18 protein-coding genes and 1 riboswitch are annotated in these 17,629 nt (G+C 66.1%); of the genes, 6 read left to right on the top strand and 12 right to left on the bottom strand.

The window, feature by feature from the left end; genetic code table 11:
* Positions 1–28: 28 nt before the first annotated feature.
* The 3 genes from WC585_RS02230 (at position 29) to WC585_RS02220 (ending at position 1,402) form a co-directional block, all read left to right on the top strand.
* Entirely contained in the window at positions 29–253 is a 225-nt protein-coding gene (locus WC585_RS02230) for a F0F1 ATP synthase subunit C (RefSeq protein ID WP_201099132.1), read from the top strand.
* Between the two features lie 80 nt (positions 254–333).
* Positions 334–885, top strand: coding sequence for a hypothetical protein (locus WC585_RS02225; protein ID WP_373255883.1), 552 nt, complete (start codon positions 334–336; stop codon positions 883–885).
* A 1-nt stretch (position 886) separates the two neighbouring features.
* Positions 887–1,402 (top strand): F0F1 ATP synthase subunit B, encoded by a 516-nt coding sequence (locus tag WC585_RS02220; protein WP_373255882.1) that lies wholly within the window; start codon positions 887–889, stop codon positions 1,400–1,402.
* A gap of 59 nt (positions 1,403–1,461) precedes the next feature.
* Here WC585_RS02220 and WC585_RS02215 read toward each other — a convergent pair whose 3' ends face one another.
* From WC585_RS02215 to WC585_RS02165, 11 genes are all read right to left on the bottom strand, one after another.
* Positions 1,462–1,929 (bottom strand): DUF6789 family protein, encoded by a 468-nt coding sequence (locus WC585_RS02215; RefSeq protein WP_373255881.1) that lies wholly within the window; start codon positions 1,927–1,929, stop codon positions 1,462–1,464.
* 107 nt (positions 1,930–2,036) lie between these two features.
* Entirely contained in the window at positions 2,037–2,981 is a 945-nt protein-coding gene (locus WC585_RS02210; RefSeq protein WP_373255880.1) for an SDR family oxidoreductase, read from the bottom strand.
* Positions 2,982–3,018: 37 nt separating this feature from the next.
* Positions 3,019–4,590: an aminomethyl-transferring glycine dehydrogenase subunit GcvPB gene (gcvPB, locus tag WC585_RS02205; protein WP_373255879.1), complete on the bottom strand. Its 1,572-nt coding sequence runs from the start codon at positions 4,588–4,590 to the stop codon at positions 3,019–3,021.
* Between the two features lie 3 nt (positions 4,591–4,593).
* Complete coding sequence (gene gcvPA / locus WC585_RS02200) at positions 4,594–5,952, bottom strand: aminomethyl-transferring glycine dehydrogenase subunit GcvPA (RefSeq protein WP_373255878.1); 1,359 nt, start codon at positions 5,950–5,952, stop codon at positions 4,594–4,596.
* A 22-nt stretch (positions 5,953–5,974) separates the two neighbouring features.
* Entirely contained in the window at positions 5,975–6,424 is a 450-nt protein-coding gene (locus WC585_RS02195; protein ID WP_373255877.1) for an OsmC family protein, read from the bottom strand.
* A gap of 5 nt (positions 6,425–6,429) precedes the next feature.
* Positions 6,430–6,795 (bottom strand): glycine cleavage system protein GcvH, encoded by a 366-nt coding sequence (gene gcvH, locus WC585_RS02190; RefSeq protein ID WP_373255876.1) that lies wholly within the window; start codon positions 6,793–6,795, stop codon positions 6,430–6,432.
* Between the two features lie 9 nt (positions 6,796–6,804).
* Positions 6,805–7,932, bottom strand: a complete 1,128-nt coding sequence (gcvT, locus tag WC585_RS02185) for a glycine cleavage system aminomethyltransferase GcvT (protein WP_373255875.1) — start codon at positions 7,930–7,932, stop codon at positions 6,805–6,807.
* A 144-nt stretch (positions 7,933–8,076) separates the two neighbouring features.
* Positions 8,077–8,173: riboswitch (glycine riboswitch) on the bottom strand.
* A 73-nt stretch (positions 8,174–8,246) separates the two neighbouring features.
* Entirely contained in the window at positions 8,247–9,560 is a 1,314-nt protein-coding gene (locus WC585_RS02180) for a type VI secretion protein ImpB (RefSeq protein WP_373255874.1), read from the bottom strand.
* Positions 9,561–9,602: 42 nt separating this feature from the next.
* On the bottom strand, positions 9,603–10,607 hold the full coding sequence (locus tag WC585_RS02175) for an adenosine deaminase (RefSeq protein ID WP_373255873.1): 1,005 nt from the start codon (positions 10,605–10,607) through the stop codon (positions 9,603–9,605).
* A gap of 191 nt (positions 10,608–10,798) precedes the next feature.
* Entirely contained in the window at positions 10,799–12,601 is a 1,803-nt protein-coding gene (gene argS, locus WC585_RS02170) for an arginine--tRNA ligase (protein ID WP_373255872.1), read from the bottom strand.
* Complete coding sequence (locus tag WC585_RS02165) at positions 12,601–13,278, bottom strand: Tat pathway signal sequence domain protein (RefSeq protein WP_373255871.1); 678 nt, start codon at positions 13,276–13,278, stop codon at positions 12,601–12,603. The genes argS and WC585_RS02165 overlap by 1 nt, the downstream gene beginning before the upstream one ends.
* A 155-nt stretch (positions 13,279–13,433) precedes the next feature.
* On the opposite strand from WC585_RS02165, the gene ispH reads away from it, so the two are divergent.
* From ispH to WC585_RS02150, 3 genes are all read left to right on the top strand, one after another.
* Positions 13,434–14,405: a 4-hydroxy-3-methylbut-2-enyl diphosphate reductase gene (gene ispH, locus WC585_RS02160; RefSeq protein ID WP_373255870.1), complete on the top strand. Its 972-nt coding sequence runs from the start codon at positions 13,434–13,436 to the stop codon at positions 14,403–14,405.
* Positions 14,406–14,468: 63 nt separating this feature from the next.
* Positions 14,469–15,389, top strand: coding sequence for a DUF4232 domain-containing protein (locus WC585_RS02155; RefSeq protein ID WP_373255869.1), 921 nt, complete (start codon positions 14,469–14,471; stop codon positions 15,387–15,389).
* Between the two features lie 85 nt (positions 15,390–15,474).
* Positions 15,475–16,806 carry a dihydroorotase gene (locus WC585_RS02150; protein ID WP_373255868.1) on the top strand — a complete coding sequence of 444 codons (1,332 nt, stop codon included), beginning with the start codon at positions 15,475–15,477 and terminating at the stop codon, positions 16,804–16,806.
* Between the two features lie 3 nt (positions 16,807–16,809).
* On the opposite strand, the gene WC585_RS02145 is transcribed toward WC585_RS02150, so the two are convergent.
* Entirely contained in the window at positions 16,810–17,559 is a 750-nt protein-coding gene (locus tag WC585_RS02145; RefSeq protein ID WP_373255867.1) for a hypothetical protein, read from the bottom strand.
* Positions 17,560–17,629: the final 70 nt, after the last annotated feature.

Raw genomic sequence — 17,629 nt, 5'->3', positions numbered from 1 at the left:
AACCCTGACTGAAACAAGGATATTCACCATGGAAGCTGAAGCCGCAAAATACATCGGTGCTGGCCTCGCAACGCTCGGCATGATCGGCTCGGCCATCGGCGTGGGCAACATCTTCGCCAACTTCCTGAACGGTGCCCTGCGCAACCCTTCGGCCGCTGGCTCGCAAGTCGGTAACCTGTTCGTGGGCGCGGCTCTGGCCGAAGCCCTGGGCATCCTGGCTTTCGTGCTGGGCATCCTGATCCTGAACTCCTGATCGTTCAGGTCTGAACAGCGACGGCGGCTCCGCAAGCGGAGCCGCCGTCCGCTTTTCGATTTTCTGCAAGAACGGACACCATGGCGGCTCCAGAAGCTCACACCACCGGCACCCATGCCACGACCGAGGCCGAAGGCCACGGCAGCGGTGGCCTGCCTCAGTTCCAGACAGACGTCTGGGCGGGTCAGATCGTCTATCTGCTGATCCTGTTCTTTGCCCTGCTGTTCCTGATTTCCAAGGTCTTCGCGCCGCGTCTGCGCAAGGTGATGGACGAGCGGGCCAACACCATTTCATCCGCCGTCGCCACGGCGCGTCAGGTTCAGGCCGAGGCCGCCGACCAGGCCGCTGTCGCCAAGGCAGAGGTCGAGCAGGCACGGGCCACGTCGCGGGCCACCGCTCTGGCTGCCCGCACCCGCGTGACCGATGAGGCCAATGCCCGTGCCGCGGCCGAAGAAGAGATCGTCAACGCCCGCATCGCCGAGGCCGAGACCGCCATTGGCAAGACCCGCGATGCCGCCATGGTCCACGTCGGAACCATCGCCTCCGACACCGTGGTCTCCATCGTCGATCGCCTGACCGGCAAGGCCCCGACGGCCGCCGAGGCCGCCGCCGCCGTCAAGGGAGCCGCCTGACATGAACATGTTCCTGGAAGAGGGCGTCTGGGCCTGGGACAGCGCTGAAGTGTGGGTCGGCATCGGCCTGTTGCTGTTCTTCGCCATCCTTCTGTGGGCCGGTGTGCACAAGCTGGTAGCCCAGCAGCTGGACGCCAAGGCCTCCAAGATTCAGGGTGAGTTGGACGAGGCCGCGCGTCTTCGGGCCGAGGCCGAGGCTTTGCTGGCCCAGATCCGTGCCGAAAAGGCCGAGGCCGAGGCTCAGGCCGCCGAGATGATGCGTGCCGCCGAATCCGACGCCCGCACCATGGAAGCCGAAGCCAAGGCCAAGCTGGAGGAGACCCTGGCCCGCCGTCAGGCCCTGGCCGAGCGCCGCATCGCCCAGGCCGAGGCTCAGGCCACGGCCGAGGTCAAACAGGCCGCCGCCGACCTGGCCATCAAGGCCGCCGAACAACTACTGACAGCCCGCGCGGCAGGCCAGAAAAGCGATCCTCTGCTGGACGCGGCCATCGCCCAGATCGGGACACGTCTGAACTAGGACGTTCTCTACCCTCGAACGATCCAGGCCCGCCGGTGCACCCGGCGGGCCTTTTCGTATCAGTGGGCCGGGTGGGCCCCGACCACGGCGTGGGCTCGCTTCTCGCGTTCCACCAGCCGGGCGTAGACATTGCCCAGTACGATGCCGAAGACGATGTGGGTGACCAGCATCCAGCCCAGGGTCGCCATATTGGAACCCAGCACCTGCGAATCTCCCACGAAGAAGACGCCCAGCATCATCACCACCCAGGCCCCGACCGCAAAGACGATGCCCTTGGTCTCGGAGGTATCGGTGGGCAGCCGCGGGCACAGGATGCCGAACAGCGAGCCGAGGATGAAGGTGCCCGAGAACAGATGGATGGCCCAGCCTGCGGCCAGATTACCGTCCATGCCCAGCAGGCTGGCGACCATTCCGGGAAATGGCTGGAACATAGAATTCAAGGCGAAGATGTTGATCGCCTCCAGAACAGAGATGGCCAGTGTCGCCACCAGACCAGCAATGATTCCTTTTTTTACGCGTGACATCATGACCTTGGCGCCTCCCAACGCTTGTTTTGGTTCTTGATAACGCGAGGGGAAGCATACGCCTGTCTGACGGCATGAAAATCACATTGCCGTGCTTCGCAGCTGCGAGATCAGGCGAAGGTGACGCCAGTCATCTGTTCAGAGGCAGTCCACAGGCGCGCAGCGACGTCTGCATCCAAGGCCTGCGGTTCGGCCTTGGCTGGGCCGGGCGGGCCCTTGAGTTCGTTCAACTGCGTCGCGCCTAAGTAGGCACCCCCGCGAACGGTCGGATCGGTTGCGGCCATCAGAATGGGCAGGGCACCGGCAGAGGCTGAGTGGCTGACCAACGGCTCGATCAGGGGGCGGAAGATGTAGCGCAGGCCCGCCCGCGCGATCGGCGATCGCACCAGAGGACCGTTCTCGATCAGGCCGGTGCGCGCATAGCCCGGATGCGCCGCGACACTGGTCAGGCCCCATCCATTCGTTTCGCTGCGTCGATCCAGCTCCAGCCCGAACATCAGCATGGCCAGTTTGGACTGTGCATAGACCGCCCACGGCTTGTAATCCCGCTCATGGTTCAGATCGTCGAGCCGGATCCGGCCCTGTCGATGAGCGATGCTGGACAGTTGGACGACACGTGCGCGGCCTGCCTTCAGCAGAGGCAGCAGTCGCCCGGTGAGGGCGAAGTGGCCCAGATAGTTGGTCGCCAACTGCATCTCGAAGCCGTCGGCCGTCACCTCGCGCCTCGGTAATGCCATCACCCCGGCATTGTTGACCAGGACATCGATAGGCCGTCCATCGGTCAGCATTCGTTCAGCGAAGTCCGCGACAGACGCCTGACGCGACAGATCCAGCACCTCGAAGGTCACGTCGGCCTCCGGCGTTTGCTGTTTCAGCTTGTCGATCGCCGCCGCAGCTTTCTCCTGGCTGCGCACCGCCATGACGATCGATGCACCTTTGGCGATCATGGCCTTGGCCGTCTCGAAGCCCGTCCCGCTGTTCGAGCCGGTGATGATAACCCGCTTGCCGGTCAGCTCGGGGATGTCGTCAGTCGTGAAAGAGGCCATGTCGATCATGTCGGCATGGCCTCCGGTCTTCACAAGTGCGGCAAAGCTATTCCGCCGCGATGTTCGATCCCTGCGGTGCGGTCCAGCGTAGGACGGGCGCCCGGGCGGCGCGGGTTTCGTCCAGCCGCTTCATCGGCGCATGGAACGGCGCGCCCTTGAAGCGGTCGACGTCACCGGCCTTGGCGGCCCCGGCCAAGGCACGCATCGCCTCGATGAAGCGATCCAGCTCCTGCTTCGATTCCGTCTCGGTCGGCTCGATCAGCATGGCTCCGTGCACGACCAGGGGGAAATACATGGTCATGGGGTGGAAGCCCTCGTCGATCATCGCCTTGGCGAAGTCGAGCGTGGTGATGTCCGTGCCCTTCAGCCACTCGTCGTCGAACAGGGCTTCGTGCATGCACGGTCCCTCGGGGAAGGCGGCGCTCATCACGTCCGATAGGCGGGCCTTGATGTAGTTGGCGTTCAGCACCGCGTCCTCGGCCACCTGACGCAGGCCGTCAGCGCCGTGGCTCATCATGTAGCTGAGGGCGCGCGTGTACATGCCCATCTGGCCCTGGAAGGCGCACAGGCGGCCAAAGGCCTGGGCCGCCTCGTCTTCTTCGCGCTCGATCAGGCGATAGCCGTTCTGATCATGCACGACCCAAGGCGCGGGTGCGAACGGAGCAAGAGCCTCGGACAGCACCACCGGACCCGCGCCCGGACCGCCGCCGCCGTGGGGCGTGGAGAAGGTCTTGTGCAGGTTGATGTGCATCGCATCGACGCCCAGGTCGCCCGGGCGCACCCGGCCGACGATGGCGTTGAAGTTCGCGCCGTCGCAGTAAAAATAGGCCCCCGCCTCATGCGTCAGCCGGCTGATTTCGAGAATATCCCGCTCGAACAGGCCGCAGGTGTTGGGGTTGGTCACCATGATGGCGGCGACGTCGTCGCCCAGCTTGGACGCCAGATCGGCCACGTCGACGCGGCCGTCGTCGGTCTGGGCCACTTCCACGACGGTGTAGCCCACGAAGGCGGCCGTCGCCGGATTGGTGCCGTGGGCGGATGTCGGCACCAGCACCTTGCGGCGCTTCTCGTGCTCGCCGGACGCCTCGTGGGCGGCACGGATGGCCATCAGACCGCACAGTTCGCCGTGCGCGCCCGCCTTGGGCGACAGGGCCACGGCCGGCATGCCCGTCAGGGTCGTCAGCCAGTGCGACAGCGTATCCATCAGCTCCAGCGCGCCCTGCACCGTCGAAATCGGCTGCAGCGGATGGATGTCGGAGAAACCCGGCAGGCGTGCCATCTTCTCGTTCAGGCGCGGATTGTGCTTCATCGTGCACGAGCCCAGCGGATAGATGGCCAGGTCGATGGCGTGGTTCTTCTGCGACAGGCGCACATAGTGGCGCATGGTCTCGGGCTCAGACAGGCCGGGCAGGCCGATCGGATCCTTGCGCACCAGGTCGCCCAGGTCCGATCCGTCCGTCGTCGGCTCCGGCAGATCGACGCCGGTCTTGCCCCAGCCGTCGCTCTCGAAGATCAGATGTTCGTTCTGCAACAGGCCCCGCCCACCGGTCAGGGTGGCGGGTTTCGAGGTGATGGCGTTCGGAGTGGTCGGACGGCCGACAGTGTTCATGGTGCTCATGGTTCAGCCCTCCGATCCGGCGGCGAGGAATTTGGTCAGCGCCTTGGCCAGTATCTGGATATCGACGTCGCGCGTCGTCTCGGTCGCGGCGACCAGCAGGACGTCGTCCATGCCGGCATCCGGAGCCAGGCGGCTGTACGGCACACCGGCCAGCAGATGATGCGACGCCAGCTGATCGACAACTTCTGCGGCCGGTCTGGGCAGGCGCACCGCGAACTCGTTGAAGAAGCGCGGGGTCAGGATTTCCACGCCCGGAATGGCGACCAGGGCATCGCGGGTCGCCAGCGCCTTCTCATGGTTCAGCAGGGCCAGTTTGCGCAGGCCTGTCTCGCCCAGCAGGCTCATGTGGATGGTGAAGGCCAGCGTACACAGGCCCGAGTTGGTGCAGATGTTCGAGGTCGCCTTGTCGCGGCGGATGTGCTGCTCGCGCGTCGACAGGGTCAGGACGAAGCCCCGCTCGCCATCGGCATCCACCGTCTCGCCGCACAGGCGGCCCGGCATCTGGCGCACCAGCTTGTCGCGCGTGGCGAACAGGCCGACGTAGGGTCCACCGAAATTCAGGGCATTGCCGATCGACTGGCCCTCGGCCGCGACGATATCGGCCCCCATCTCGCCCGGCGATTTCAGCAGGCCCATGGACACCGCCTCGGTGACCACGACGATCAGCAGGGCTCCGGCGGCATGCGCGGCCTCGGCGATCCTGGTCACGTCGGTGGCGGTGCCGAAGACGTTGGGGGTCTGGACGACGACGCAGGCCGTGTCCGGCCCGATACGAGCGATCACGTCGGCCTCGGCATCGACGGCAGCGGGCAGGGCCTCGGTCTCGACGCCCACGGCATGGACCACGGTTTCAGTCGCCCGGACATAGTGGGGATGCACGCCGCCCGAGATCACCGCCTTGTTGCGGCGGGTCACGCGGGTGGCCATCAAAACGCCCTCGGCCATGGCGGTCGAGCCGTCATAGAGCGAAGCATTGGCCACTGGCATGCCGGTCAGGTTCGCGACCTGGGTCTGGAACTCGTACAGATACTGCAGGGTGCCTTGCGCGATTTCCGGCTGATAGGGCGTGTAGCTGGTCAGGAACTCCGACCGCTGGATCACATGGTCCACGGTCGCGGGCACATGGTGCTTGTAGGCCCCGGCCCCGCAGAAGAAAGGCACCGTCCCCGCTGTCGCATTCTTGGCCGCCATGGCCGACAGCGCCCGCTCGACCTCCATCTCGCCCGCCACGCGCGGCAGGTCGACGAAGCCGTCACGCTGCGCCGGTTCGGGCACGTCCACGAACAGATCGTCTATGGATTTCGCCCCTATGGCGGCGAGCATCGCCGTTCGGTCGTCGGGCGTAAGCGGGAGGTAGCGCATGGGCGGGCTTTCCTGGGGAGGGTCAGCGGGGCTGAATGATCACATCGCCGCGGATCGAGTTGGCGAGGTAGCATTCGGTATGGGCGAGATGATGGACCTGATCGACGACGGCTGGATCGGTGGCACCTTCGAACGTGATCCGGGGACGCAGGGTGATGGTGGAGACGTACAGTTTGCCGGCATCGTTCGGGCTCATGACGCCGTCTGCCTCGTCTTCATAGGCGGTGATGGTCAGGCCGTGCTTGCGGGCGATGGCAAGAAAGAAGAGCATGTGGCAGGACGAAACTGCCGCCACCAGCGCCTCCTCCGGGTCCACCGCCGACGGGTCAGCGCCGGGCACGGACGCCCCGGCCGATCCGGGCACCACCGCCCCGCCGTCAAAGCGCCATTCGTGGGCGCGCGAGTAGCGGCCCGAACGATGGGTCTCGGCGTCCGAGCTCCAGGCGACGACAGCTGTGTAGCGGTGGTCCATCAGGCTCAGAGCGACGTCAGATAGGCGTCATAGGCCGCACGATCCATCAGGCCTTCGGTCGCAGCGGCGTCCGACACCTTGATCTTGGCGAACCAGCCTTCGCCTTCGGGATCGGCATTGACGGTTTCCGGCGCGCCAGCCAGCGCGGCGTTGCCCTCGATCACTTCGCCGGCCACGGGCGCATAGACGTCGGACGCCGCCTTGACGCTTTCGACGACGGCGAAGCTGTCACCCTTGGTGACCGACTTGCCGGCTTCGGGCGTCTCGACGAACACCACGTCGCCCAGGGCGTCGGCAGCGTGTTTGGTGATGCCGACGGTGGCGACGTCGCCTTCGAGGCGAACCCACTCGTGATCCTTGGTGAAATGCATGGTCGTCTCTCAGGCTTTGGGTTTGCGATAGTAGCGTTGGGCCACGAAGGGCATGGCGATCACTTCGGCGGCGGCGGGCTTGCCGCGCACGATGACCTTTAGCTCGGTGCCCAGTTCGGCGAAGGCGGGCGGCACATAGCCCATGGCGATGTTGCGGCCCAGGGTTGGGGAGGGACCGCCCGAAGTGACCGTGCCGATGACGGTGCCGTCCAGATCGGCAATCTCGGCCCCCTCACGCGCGGGCGCGCCTTCCTTGACGCTCAGGCCGACACGGACCCGCGACGGGCCAGAGCTGAGTTCCTTCAGTATGCGCTCGGCCCCGTTGAAGTTGGCGGCCTCCTTGCGCGACTTTGACAGGGCGAACGTCAGGGCCGCCTCGACGGGGCTGGTCGTCGCGTCGATATCGTGCCCGTGCAGGGGCAGGCCGGCTTCCAGGCGCAGGCTGTCACGTGCCCCCAGGCCGATCGGCTTGACGCGGGCATCGCCCAGGATGGTGTTCCAGATCCGCTCTGCGTCGGTATTAGGCACCGAAATCTCGTAGCCGTCCTCGCCCGTATAGCCTGAGCGGGAGACATAGCAGTCGACCCCGAACAGCATCAGTCGGGCACAGTCCATGAAGCCCATCTCGGCCAGCAGCGGCTCATGCGCAGCCATGACCTCGGCGGCTTCCGGGCCTTGAATGGCGATCAGGGCGCGGTCGGCCAGGATCGTCAGATGCGCGTCCCCTTCCAGATGGGTGTCCAGGAAGGTGAAGTCCGCGTCCTTGTTGCCCGCGTTGACGACGACGAACAGGCCGTCGTGGTCGGGCTTGCCCGCCATCAGGTCGTCCAGGATGCCGCCCTGGGCATCCAGCAGCAGGCTGTATTTCTGGCGGCCCTCTTTCAGCACCGCATAGTCGCCGGGCACGAACCGCTCGAACTGGGTGATGGCGTCGGCACCGGTGATCTTGCACTGGCCCATGTGAGAGACGTCGAACAGGCCCGCATGCTCGCGCGTCCAGCGGTGCTCGGCCAGCACACCCTCATACTGCACCGGCATGTCATAGCCGCCGAAGCCCACCATCCGGGCTCCCAGCGCGCGGTGGGCCGCGTTCAGGGGCGTGGTCTTCAGCATCGCTTCGGTCAGGGTATCGGCCATTCAGACTCTCGCGGTCGCGTGTTGATGCGGAAAGCTCCGCCGTCCTCGCGCCCCCGCTGTCTGTGAAGCCTGAGAGATTCCGGTGCCGGAAAAATGGCACCTTGCTCCGTCGGCGCGATCCGCAGATCGACTTTCCAGCGTCCGTATGTCCTCGCGGTCCGTTTGCCTGAGCGTTTCCGGGGCGGTTGCGCCTTCGGCTCCGGGCCCGACTCATGGGCCCGATCTCTCCCGCGAGAGCGGGTCCAAAGGCCTCGGAACCCGCCCTGAGTCAAGCGTACGAAAGAGAATCCACCCTATCGTGATCGACGCAGGCCCTATTCGTAGAAATCCTCGACATCGGGAATACGGGTGAAGGCGATCTTGGCCCCGATATAGTCGGGCAGGCCCGCCTTTGGGCCGATGCTGACCGTGTCCTTGCCATAGCGGCGGTTCAGGGCATCCAGCGCCTGCGACAGTTTCAGCGATGGCGCGGTGCCGCCCTGATCCGGGGCCTCGCCGAACAGGTCCGTCTGCGCCGCGCCGCAGGGTTTCAGGTGATGGACCGCCACCCCGACATAGCTCAGACGTCCTGCCTCCAGTTCTGGCTCAACCTTGCGCCACAGGCTGTCCAAGGCCGTCAGAAGCGCAAAGGTGTCCTGGGTTGGGGCGACGGCACAGTGAAGCCCCGCCGTCTGCCAGCCGCGCCGCCCGCTTCGCGGCGTTCCCTTGGGGCCCATGTCCAGATGCAGGCTGACACTGGCCCCCGTCTGGCCCATCCGTCGCAGCCGCGCTCCGCATTTGACCAGCAGACGCCGCGCCACCGCCTTGGCCTTGACCGGAGTCCGCATGTCCTGCGCCAGCACATGGCTGTGGCTGATGGAGGCGGGCGGATTGGGCGGCGGCACCTCGCTCTCCAGCCCGTGCAGGCCGCGCCAGATGCGCTCGCCTTCGATACTGTTCCAGACGGCGCGGGCCTGTTTGCCGCTCATGGCCCACAGGCCGGCGGTATCGACCACCCCGGCCTTCTCCAGCCGCGCCAGCATGCGCGACCCGATCCCCGGATATTTCGACAGAGGCAGCTCCAGCAGCGGACCGGGCAGTTCATGGGCCCTCAGGACCGTCAGCCCGTCCGGCTTCTTCATTCCGCACGCCGTCTTGGCCAAGAACCGCGACGGGGCGATCCCCACGGACGAGTGAAGACAGTCGCCAACATTCGCGCGAATGCCCGCCTGAATCCGTTGCGCCAGAGCCACCGCTTTGGCCTCCTGCCGCTCCGGCCCGATCAGTTCGCAGGAGCATTCGTCGATCGACCCGACCTTCCAGACCGGAATGTGCCGGTCGATCTCGGCCATGATCTGCTTGTGGACCTGGACATAGAGGTCCGGCCGGGCCTCGGCCACGATCAGGCCCGGGCAGAGCTGTCGCGCTTCCGACACCCGCATGCCGGTGCGGATACCGAAGGGGCGGCTCTCATAGCTAGCCGCGATGGCCCCGGTATATTCGCTGGGGGCCGGGCGGACGATGACGGGCCTGCCGCGCCAGTCGGGGTTCATCTGCTGCTCGACGCTGGCGAAGAAGGCGTTCAGATCGACGAACAGCCAGCGCAGGTTCGCACCGTTGTTATCCTGCTCTGTTCCGGCCTTCTCCATGGCTGGAACATAACAGGAACAAATGCGGGCGAGGAGTCGGATTCAGCGTGCGTAGGCGTTCAGCTCGGCCAGATAGCCAGCCTTGGCCTCCTCTGGCAGGAACGACCCCTCGAAACTGTTCCGCGCCATCTGCACGATCTGTTCGCGCGACAGGCCCACGGCCTTGGCCAGCTGGCGATAGTTCTCGTTCACATAGCCGCCGAAATAGGCCGGGTCGTCCGAGTTGAGGGTGACGTGCAGGCCCCGGCGCAGCATCTCGGGCACCGGATGGTGCTTCAGGTCATCGACGACGCAGAGCTTCAGATTGGACAGCGGACAGACCGTCAGCGTCATCTGTTCGGCGGCCAGTCGCGCGATCAGGGCCTCGTCCTCCATCGACCGGTTGCCGTGGTCCATGCGGTCGATCTTCAGCAGGTCCAGGGCCTCGTGCACGTAGGCGGGCGGACCTTCCTCCCCGGCATGGGCACACAGTTTCAGGCCCAGGTCGCGGGCGGCGGCGAACACACGCTGAAACTTCGACGGCGGGTGGCCCATCTCGGACGAATCCAGCCCCACGCCGATGAAGTGATGCAGATAAGGCTTGGCCATCTCCAGCGTGGCGAAGGCCTCGTCCTCGGTCAGGTGGCGCAGGAAGCTGAGAATGAGACCGCTCGAAACCCCCAGCTCCGCCCTGGCCCGATCAATCCCCGCGATCAGCCCCTCGACCACCACGCCGAACGGCACGCCACGGTCGGTATGGGTCTGAGGGTCGAAGAAGATTTCGGCGTGGCGCACATTGTCGGCGGCCGCCCGTTGAAAATAGGCAAAGGCCAGATCCTCGAAATCCTGTCGCGCCAGCAGCACCGCCGCGCCCGCATAATAGATGTCGAGAAAATCCTGCAGGTTCGAAAAATCATAGGCGGCCCGCACGGCCTCGACGCTGTCATACGGGATCGCCACGCCGTTGCGCCGCGCCAGCTCGAACATCAACTCGGGCTCCAGCGAGCCCTCGATATGCAGATGCAGTTCGGCCTTGGGCAGGCCGGCGATGAAGGTGTCGAGGGACATTGAGGCTCCGGGTTTGGCACCTAGCCTACCACTTTTCCTCCCTATGCAATGGGGAGGGGGACCACGAAGTGGTGGAGGGGGAGGCGCGGGATCAAAGGGATTGGCGATTCAGGTAGGGGACATCAGCGCCGCCCCCTCCGTCACGCCGCGTATTCGCGGCGCGCCACCTCCCCACCGCGTGGGGAGGTGAACTACATCCGCTCCGGCGTCGCGATGCCCAGCAGGTCCAGCGCGATCTCCAGCTGATCCAGAGCCGCCTTCGACAGCGCCAGGCGCGACGCCTTCGTCGCCTCATCCGGCGCGATCAGGACCGGGCAGGCGGCGTAGAATTTCGAAAAACTCTGCGCCAGCCGATAGGCATGCTCGCTGATCAGATGCGGCATGCGCTTGTCATAGGCCTCGGTCACGGCCTGTGAAAACGCATCCAGCGTCAGGGCCAGATCGCGCTCGGCCGGCTCGCCGATGACGATGGTGCCGGGGGCCAGACCCTGTTCACCAGCCTTGCGCAGCAGGGATTTGATCCGCACCGCCTGGTACAGCAGATATGGCCCGGTCTTGCCCTCGAAGCTCATGAACCGGTCCAGATCGAAGACGTAGCTGGTGGTTCGCGCGTTCGACAGGTCCGCGAATTTCAGCGCCGCGATGGCCACCTTGTGCGCCGTGTCCTCGAACTCGGCCTCGGCCAGGTCGTCGCCCAGCTTGGCCTCGCGCAGCCGCTCGCGCGCCTTGTCGGTGGCCTGGGTGATCAGGTCGTGCAGCTTCAGCACCCCGCCCGCGCGGGTCTTGAACGGCTTGCCGTCCGTGCCGTTCATGGTGCCGAAGCCGAGGTGCTGCAAACTGCCCTCGGTCGCATATCCGGCCAGATAGGCCGCGCGGAACACCTGTTCGAAATGCTCCGCCTGTCGCTCGTCGACGACATACAGGATCAGGTCCGGATCGACCACTTTACGCCGATCCAGAATGGTGGCCAGGTCGGTCGTACCGTACATGGCCGAGCCTTCCGAGCTGATGACCAGCAGCGGCGGCGGCGACGGAGCTTCGATCACCGAGCCGTCGGCCAGCTTCTTCTTGCGGGTCTCCCCGGGCCGGGCGACGTGGACCACGCGGGCGCCGTCGTCCTCGACCAGAAGGCCGGTGCTCTCCAGATGTGCGATCATCTCGGCCATGACCGGATCGGCATCGCTCTCGCCGTTCCACAGGTCGAAGGTCACGCCCAACGCCCCGAATTCGCGCTCTAGCGCCGTGCGGCTGACCGCAACGAAATGCTGCCACAGGGCGCGGTAGCCGGGACGTCCGCCCTGCAGCTCCGCCGTCGCCTTGCGCGCGCGGTCGCGGAACGCGGGGTCTTCCTTGGCCTGACCGGCGGCCTGGGGATACAGCCGCTCCAGATCCTCCAGGCTGACCGGACTATCAGCAGGGAAGGGCCCATCACCCTCGGCCAGAAACGCTGCCGCCTTGCCCTCGTCACCCACGGCGACGATCAGCAGCCCCATCTGGAAGCCCCAGTCGCCGAAGTGGGCGTCGCCCCAGACGGTGTCGCCCCGGAATCGGAACAGCCGTTTCAGGCTCTCGCCGATGATGGAGCTGCGCAGGTGGCCGACATGCATCGGTTTGGCCACATTCGGTCCGGCGAAGTCGATCACGACCTTGCGCGGTGCCTCGACGATGGCTGCTCCGGCATGGGCGGTATCGCCCGCCACCTGCGCCGCGCGTTCGGCCAGTGCCGCGTCGGCCAGTTTGAAGTTGATGAACCCCGGCCCGGCCACCTCGACCGACGTCAGACGCGGATCGTTGGCCAGCCGTTCTGCGATCTTGCCCGCCAGTTCGCGCGGATTGGCCTTCATCGCCTTGGCGGCGGCGAGGGCCCCGTTCGACTGGAAATCGGCCAGATCGGGTCGGTCCGACGGCGTCACGCGTGCCAGGCCGGCGTCCACGCCTTCGGCGGCGAAGGCGGCGGCGACCGCTTCGCCCAACTGGGTCCGGAGGTCACTCATTATTGGGCTGGAGGCTGCGTCGTCGGTGCGGCAGGTGCCGCTGTCCCGGCGTTGATACGGAAACGGCTGCCGTCGCGGTTGAACTGGGCCATTTCCGGCGTGACATCGAAACCAACCAGAATTTCGAAGTTGTCTCCGCTGGTCGTCACGTCCGCGCGGGGGATGATGACGGTCTGGGTCTCGACCATCGACGTGCGATCGGCCCCTTCGAATGCCACGGGCAGGTCAAAATAGGTCTTGGCCAGTACAGCCTTGTTCCGTTCGGTGACGGCGATCCAGTAGCGGTATGTACGACCGTCCGTCTGGGCCTGCGGACCGCGACCCAGGTTGAACAGGATGCGGGTGTCCACGGTGATCGGCTGGTCCGCCTGGTACATGCAGTTGGAAGTCAGGCCCTCGATCTCGCCGGTGAAGCCGACATTGGCGGCCGCAGGACGATCGCCGGTCATTTCGACGTAGCGTGCTGCGTCGTAGAGGATTTTCACATAGGGGCACGGGCCTGCGGCGGCATTGCGCCGCAATGGGGCGATGCGCGGCGCGCGGGTGCTGCGCTCGGGTTCTTCGGACGCGCCTTGTTGCCCGGGACGCTGCTGCGGTGATTGAGCCTGAGCAGTCAGTGGCACCATGGTGGCCGCGACGATGGCCGAGGCCAGGGACAGTTTCAGGACGCGACGCATCGGTGATTTCTTCCAGTCAACAGGGAGACGCGCGGCGACAGCCTGACGCAACGCGAACGCTCGCCGCTGATAGCGGCTAAAGCGAGGCGCGGCAAACGCGCCGTGTCGTGAAACCGAGGTGGCGTGGCCGGGCCGCAATGACTAGGTTTGAACTCATGACCCTGACCGATGTCGTGCCCGTCTCCGACAAGCGCGCCCTGACCGTACGAATGGCTACCCCGCGCGGCTTCTGCGCCGGGGTCGATCGCGCCATCCAGATTGTGGAGCGTGCGCTCGAGAAGTTCGGGGCTCCGGTCTATGTCCGGCATGAGATCGTGCACAACAAGCATGTGGTCGATCGGCTGAAGGCCATGGGGGCGGTGTTCGTCAAGGAACTGGACGAATGCCCGGACGACCGGCCCGTCGTCTTCTCCGCGCACGGCGTGCCCAAGTCGGTGCCCGCCACTGCCCGCTCGCGTGAGATGCTGTTCCTGGATGCCACCTGTCCGCTGGTGTCCAAGGTCCATGTCGAGGCCGAACGCCACCACGCCAATGGCCGCCACATCGTCCTGATCGGCCATGCAGGTCATCCTGAAGTTGTCGGCACCCTGGGCCAGCTGCCGCCCGGGTCCATCAGCCTGGTCGAGACGGTCGAGGATGCGGAAGCATTTCAGCGTCCCGGCGATGCCCCTCTGGCCTATGCGACCCAGACCACGCTGTCGGTGGACGACACCTCCGAAATTCTGGCCACGCTGAAGCGCCGTTTCCCCGAACTGCCCGACCCGCACAAGGAAGACATTTGTTACGCCACGACCAACCGTCAGGAGGCGGTCAAGCGGCTGGGCGAGGGGTGTGACTTGGTGCTGGTCGTGGGATCGAAGAATTCGTCCAATTCCGTGCGACTGGTCGAGGTGGCCTTGCGGGCGGGAGCGGGCGCGGCCCAGCTGGTCGACGATGCGTCGCACGTGGACTGGACCTGGTTCGATGGCGTGCAGACTCTGGGCATCACGGCCGGAGCGTCTGCGCCGGAGCGGCTGATCAGCGAACTGGTCGAGGCCGTCAGTGCCCGCTTCGACGCCACGGTGATCGAGGACGACGGCGAGCGCGAGACGGTGACCTTCAAACTGCCGCGCATACTGACGACCTGAGCGCGACAAGCGGAGCCTTTACGGTACTGTGGCGTTCTGGGGCGAGTGTTTCGGGGAGCCATCATGTTGTTTCGTCAGCGTTCAATCTGTGTAGCGGCCCTGTTCGCCCTGGGTCTGACTGCCTGTGACCGCGGTGTGGAACCGGTCCCGCCGCCCGTCACACCTGTACCCCCGGTGGCTGATGCAGCACCCGTCACCGCCCGCTATGTCTGCGACAGCGGCCTGACCATAAGGGCGGCCTATCCCGACCCGGAATCGGCCCAGGTCACATGGCGCGATCAGATACGCGTGCTGCGCAGTGCCCCGATCCCTTCGGGTGCCCGCTATATCGACGAAGCCGTGGAATGGACGCTGAGCGCCCGCGATGGAGTCGAGACCGGTGTGCTCACGCGCGTGGACTCTGCCGGTGGCGAGGTGCTCGAGACCTGTCGCCGTAACCTGCCGCTGGTCGTGACGGCTCCGCCTATCACTGAGACCGCGTCGACGACCAAGGCACCTCAGGCCGCACCCGGCGGCGTCCTGCCTGCGTCGCCTCCCTGCAAGGGCAATCAACTGACTCTGTCGGCGGATGGCGGCGATGCGGGTGCGGGCAACCGCGTCGCCATCATCGGCGTGCGCAACACGGGCACCCAGGCGTGCAGCCTCACCGGCTATCCCGCCGTCACGGTCCAGGACCGTCAGAACCGCACCCTCAGCGCCATTCGGTCAGAAACCACGCCCGGCAGCTATCTGCGGGCCGGTCAGGCCCCGGCACCCGTCAATCTGGCCCCCAATGCCAAGGCCTTCTTCGACATTGCCTGGAACGTCGTGCCCAATGAGGCTCAGGGCCAGACGACCTGTCCGTCGGTGACCCGCGTTCGAGCCACCGTGCCGGGCGACGACACGGCCATCGCCCTGTCCCAGGCCTTCACGCCCTGCGGCGGGCGTGTCCGCATCAGCCCTTTCAGGTCTGAGGCCGAGCCCGAACCTGCCCCCGCGAACTGAACACAAAAAAGTCGGTTCGAACCTGCGCAAGGGTCGCCGGGCCGCGCTATAAGGCTGTCCTCGTTCGCGGCCAGGACCCTTCGCCATGACCCAGACTTATGACCTGATCGTCCGGGGCGGCGAAGTCGCCAATCATGCCGGACATGGCCTGGCCGACGTCGGTGTCCGCGACGGCCGTATCGCCTTCATCGGCGATCTGTCCCAGGCTTCGGCGGGGGAGGTGGTCGATGCCACCGGCCTGACCGTCCTGCCCGGCGTCATCGACACACAGGTCCATTTCCGCGAACCCGGCCTGGAGTGGAAGGAAGACCTGGAGACCGGTTCGCGCGCCGCGGCCCTGGGCGGCGTCGTCGCCGTGTTCGAGATGCCGAACACCAATCCCAACACCACCGACCCGGCGACGCTGGAAGACAAGCTGGCCCGCGCCCGCGACCGGATGTGGACCGACCACGCCTTCTACATCGGCGGTACCCACGGCAATGCCGCGTATCTGGGCGAGCTGGAGCGACTGCCCGGCTGCTGCGGGGTCAAGGTCTTCATGGGGGCCTCGACCGGCGACCTGCTGATCGCCGACGACGATGGCGTGCGCGAGGTCCTGTCGAACGTCAGCCGCCGCGCCACCTTCCATTCCGAGGACGAATACCGGCTGGCCGAACGCCGCGACCTGGCCCGTCCCGGCGACTGGACCAGCCACACCGACGTCCGCGACGCCGAGAGCGCCATCATGAGCACGCGCCGCCTGGTTCGCCTGGCGCGCGAGGTCGGCCGCCGCATCCACGTGCTGCACGTCTCGACGGCGGAAGAGATCGCATTTCTGGCTCACCATCGCGATGTCGCCACCGTCGAGGTCACGCCGCAGCACCTGACCCTGGACGGCGACGAGGCTTATGAGCGGCTCAAGGGCTATGCCCAGATGAACCCGCCGATCCGCAATGCCCCGCACATCGCGGGCCTGTGGCACGGCATTCAGCAGGGCGTAGTGGACGTGCTCGGTTCCGACCACGCCCCGCACACCATCGAGGAAAAGGCCAAGCCCTATCCCGCCTCGCCCTCCGGCATGCCGGGCGTCCAGACCCTGGTGCCCGTCATGTTGACCCACGTGGCGAACGGAAAGCTGTCGCTGGAGCGGTTCATCGATCTGACGTCCGCCGGTGCCCAGCGCGTCTTCGGCACCGCGAACAAGGGCCGCATGGCCGAGGGCTATGACGCCGACCTGACCCTCGTCGACCTGAAGGCGAAACACAAGATCCGGCACGAGGACATGGCCAGCCGCTGCGGCTGGACCCCCTTCGACGGCTTCGAGGCCACCGGCAAGGCCGTCGCCACCATCGTGCGCGGTCGCGTCGTCATGAAGGACGGCGAACTGATCGGCCAGGCGCACGGCCGGCCCGTGCGGTTCATGGAGACCTTGGCCTGAGCCTCAGTAGTAAGGATCCATCGCGCGGACATTGCCCGAAACCGTCACGCGGCAGATCGAGCGATAGGTCCCGGTCGCCATGGTCAGTTCAAACTCGCCGCCACCGGCGTCGCGCACGCTGATCGGGACGCTGGAGCCATAGGGGCGGTTCTGGAACTCGTCCGCGCGCCGCGAACACGCCTCCTGCGCCGCATCCGGCGCACCACGGACCCAGCGACTGTTGGAGTGACGGCGATTGCTGGCCTCGGCCTCACCCGCCAGATAGCCGTCATGATAGCCGGGCGTCTCATGGCGATCGTCGTAGTCGGCCCCGTAAAGCGCCGCCTGATAGCCGCGCTCATACTCCCGATCGTGATCCCGATCCGTCTCGCCGTGCCGCCGGTTGTGGGACGCCAGCGCCGCGACCAGCCCGATCAGGGCCACACCGGCTACCGCCGCTGCGGCCCCGTCAGACGAAGAATTGCTGCCTCCGCCACACTCGCTTCGCCCGGCCTGATTGATGGAATCGTATCGCCCGTCCCGCGTCATGATCGACACGCATTCGTCGCCGCGCCGCCAGTAGGTCATGCGACCGTCGCCGATCACCTCGCTGCGGTCCGTGGCCTGATAGCCCCTGCGCTGAAGTTCGCCCTCGGCCTGTCCTGCGCGCGCCCCGACCATGTCCGACAGTCTAGGGGGCGTCTGGGCCGAGGCGGTCGAGGCCAGACCGACGGCGAAAGCGAGTGATGTGGCTGCAAGGCGGCGTGCGAACATGGTGGTTCTCCCTTCCCTGACGAAAGAAAACCACGATACGCAGACGGGTTCCAGCGCAGGCGTGCTTAAC

The sequence above is a fragment of the Brevundimonas sp. genome (assembly GCF_041648055.1).
Taxonomy (GTDB): Bacteria; Pseudomonadota; Alphaproteobacteria; order Caulobacterales; family Caulobacteraceae; genus Brevundimonas.
Note: the sequence above shows the minus strand (reverse complement) of the source record. Positions and strands in the feature narration are given on the sequence as shown.

Excerpts from the sequence above, each read along its gene's own strand:
- WC585_RS02210 (WP_373255880.1), bottom strand. The coding sequence starts at position 2,981 with ATGATCGACATGGCCTCTTTCACGACTGACGACATCCCCGAGCTGACC.
- gcvH (WP_373255876.1), bottom strand. The coding sequence starts at position 6,795 with ATGCATTTCACCAAGGATCACGAGTGGGTTCGCCTCGAAGGCGACGTC.
- WC585_RS02225 (WP_373255883.1), top strand. The coding sequence starts at position 334 with ATGGCGGCTCCAGAAGCTCACACCACCGGCACCCATGCCACGACCGAG.
- argS (WP_373255872.1), bottom strand. The coding sequence starts at position 12,601 with ATGAGTGACCTCCGGACCCAGTTGGGCGAAGCGGTCGCCGCCGCCTTC.
- gcvPB (WP_373255879.1), bottom strand. The coding sequence starts at position 4,590 with ATGAGCACCATGAACACTGTCGGCCGTCCGACCACTCCGAACGCCATC.
- ispH (WP_373255870.1), top strand. The coding sequence starts at position 13,434 with ATGACCCTGACCGATGTCGTGCCCGTCTCCGACAAGCGCGCCCTGACC.
- WC585_RS02155 (WP_373255869.1), top strand. The coding sequence starts at position 14,469 with ATGTTGTTTCGTCAGCGTTCAATCTGTGTAGCGGCCCTGTTCGCCCTG.
- WC585_RS02175 (WP_373255873.1), bottom strand. The coding sequence starts at position 10,607 with ATGTCCCTCGACACCTTCATCGCCGGCCTGCCCAAGGCCGAACTGCAT.
- WC585_RS02230 (WP_201099132.1), top strand. The coding sequence starts at position 29 with ATGGAAGCTGAAGCCGCAAAATACATCGGTGCTGGCCTCGCAACGCTC.
- WC585_RS02145 (WP_373255867.1), bottom strand. The coding sequence starts at position 17,559 with ATGTTCGCACGCCGCCTTGCAGCCACATCACTCGCTTTCGCCGTCGGT.
- WC585_RS02180 (WP_373255874.1), bottom strand. The coding sequence starts at position 9,560 with ATGGAGAAGGCCGGAACAGAGCAGGATAACAACGGTGCGAACCTGCGC.
- WC585_RS02215 (WP_373255881.1), bottom strand. The coding sequence starts at position 1,929 with ATGATGTCACGCGTAAAAAAAGGAATCATTGCTGGTCTGGTGGCGACA.
- gcvPA (WP_373255878.1), bottom strand. The coding sequence starts at position 5,952 with ATGCGCTACCTCCCGCTTACGCCCGACGACCGAACGGCGATGCTCGCC.
- WC585_RS02150 (WP_373255868.1), top strand. The coding sequence starts at position 15,475 with ATGACCCAGACTTATGACCTGATCGTCCGGGGCGGCGAAGTCGCCAAT.
- WC585_RS02220 (WP_373255882.1), top strand. The coding sequence starts at position 887 with ATGAACATGTTCCTGGAAGAGGGCGTCTGGGCCTGGGACAGCGCTGAA.
- WC585_RS02195 (WP_373255877.1), bottom strand. The coding sequence starts at position 6,424 with ATGGACCACCGCTACACAGCTGTCGTCGCCTGGAGCTCGGACGCCGAG.
- WC585_RS02165 (WP_373255871.1), bottom strand. The coding sequence starts at position 13,278 with ATGCGTCGCGTCCTGAAACTGTCCCTGGCCTCGGCCATCGTCGCGGCC.
- gcvT (WP_373255875.1), bottom strand. The coding sequence starts at position 7,932 with ATGGCCGATACCCTGACCGAAGCGATGCTGAAGACCACGCCCCTGAAC.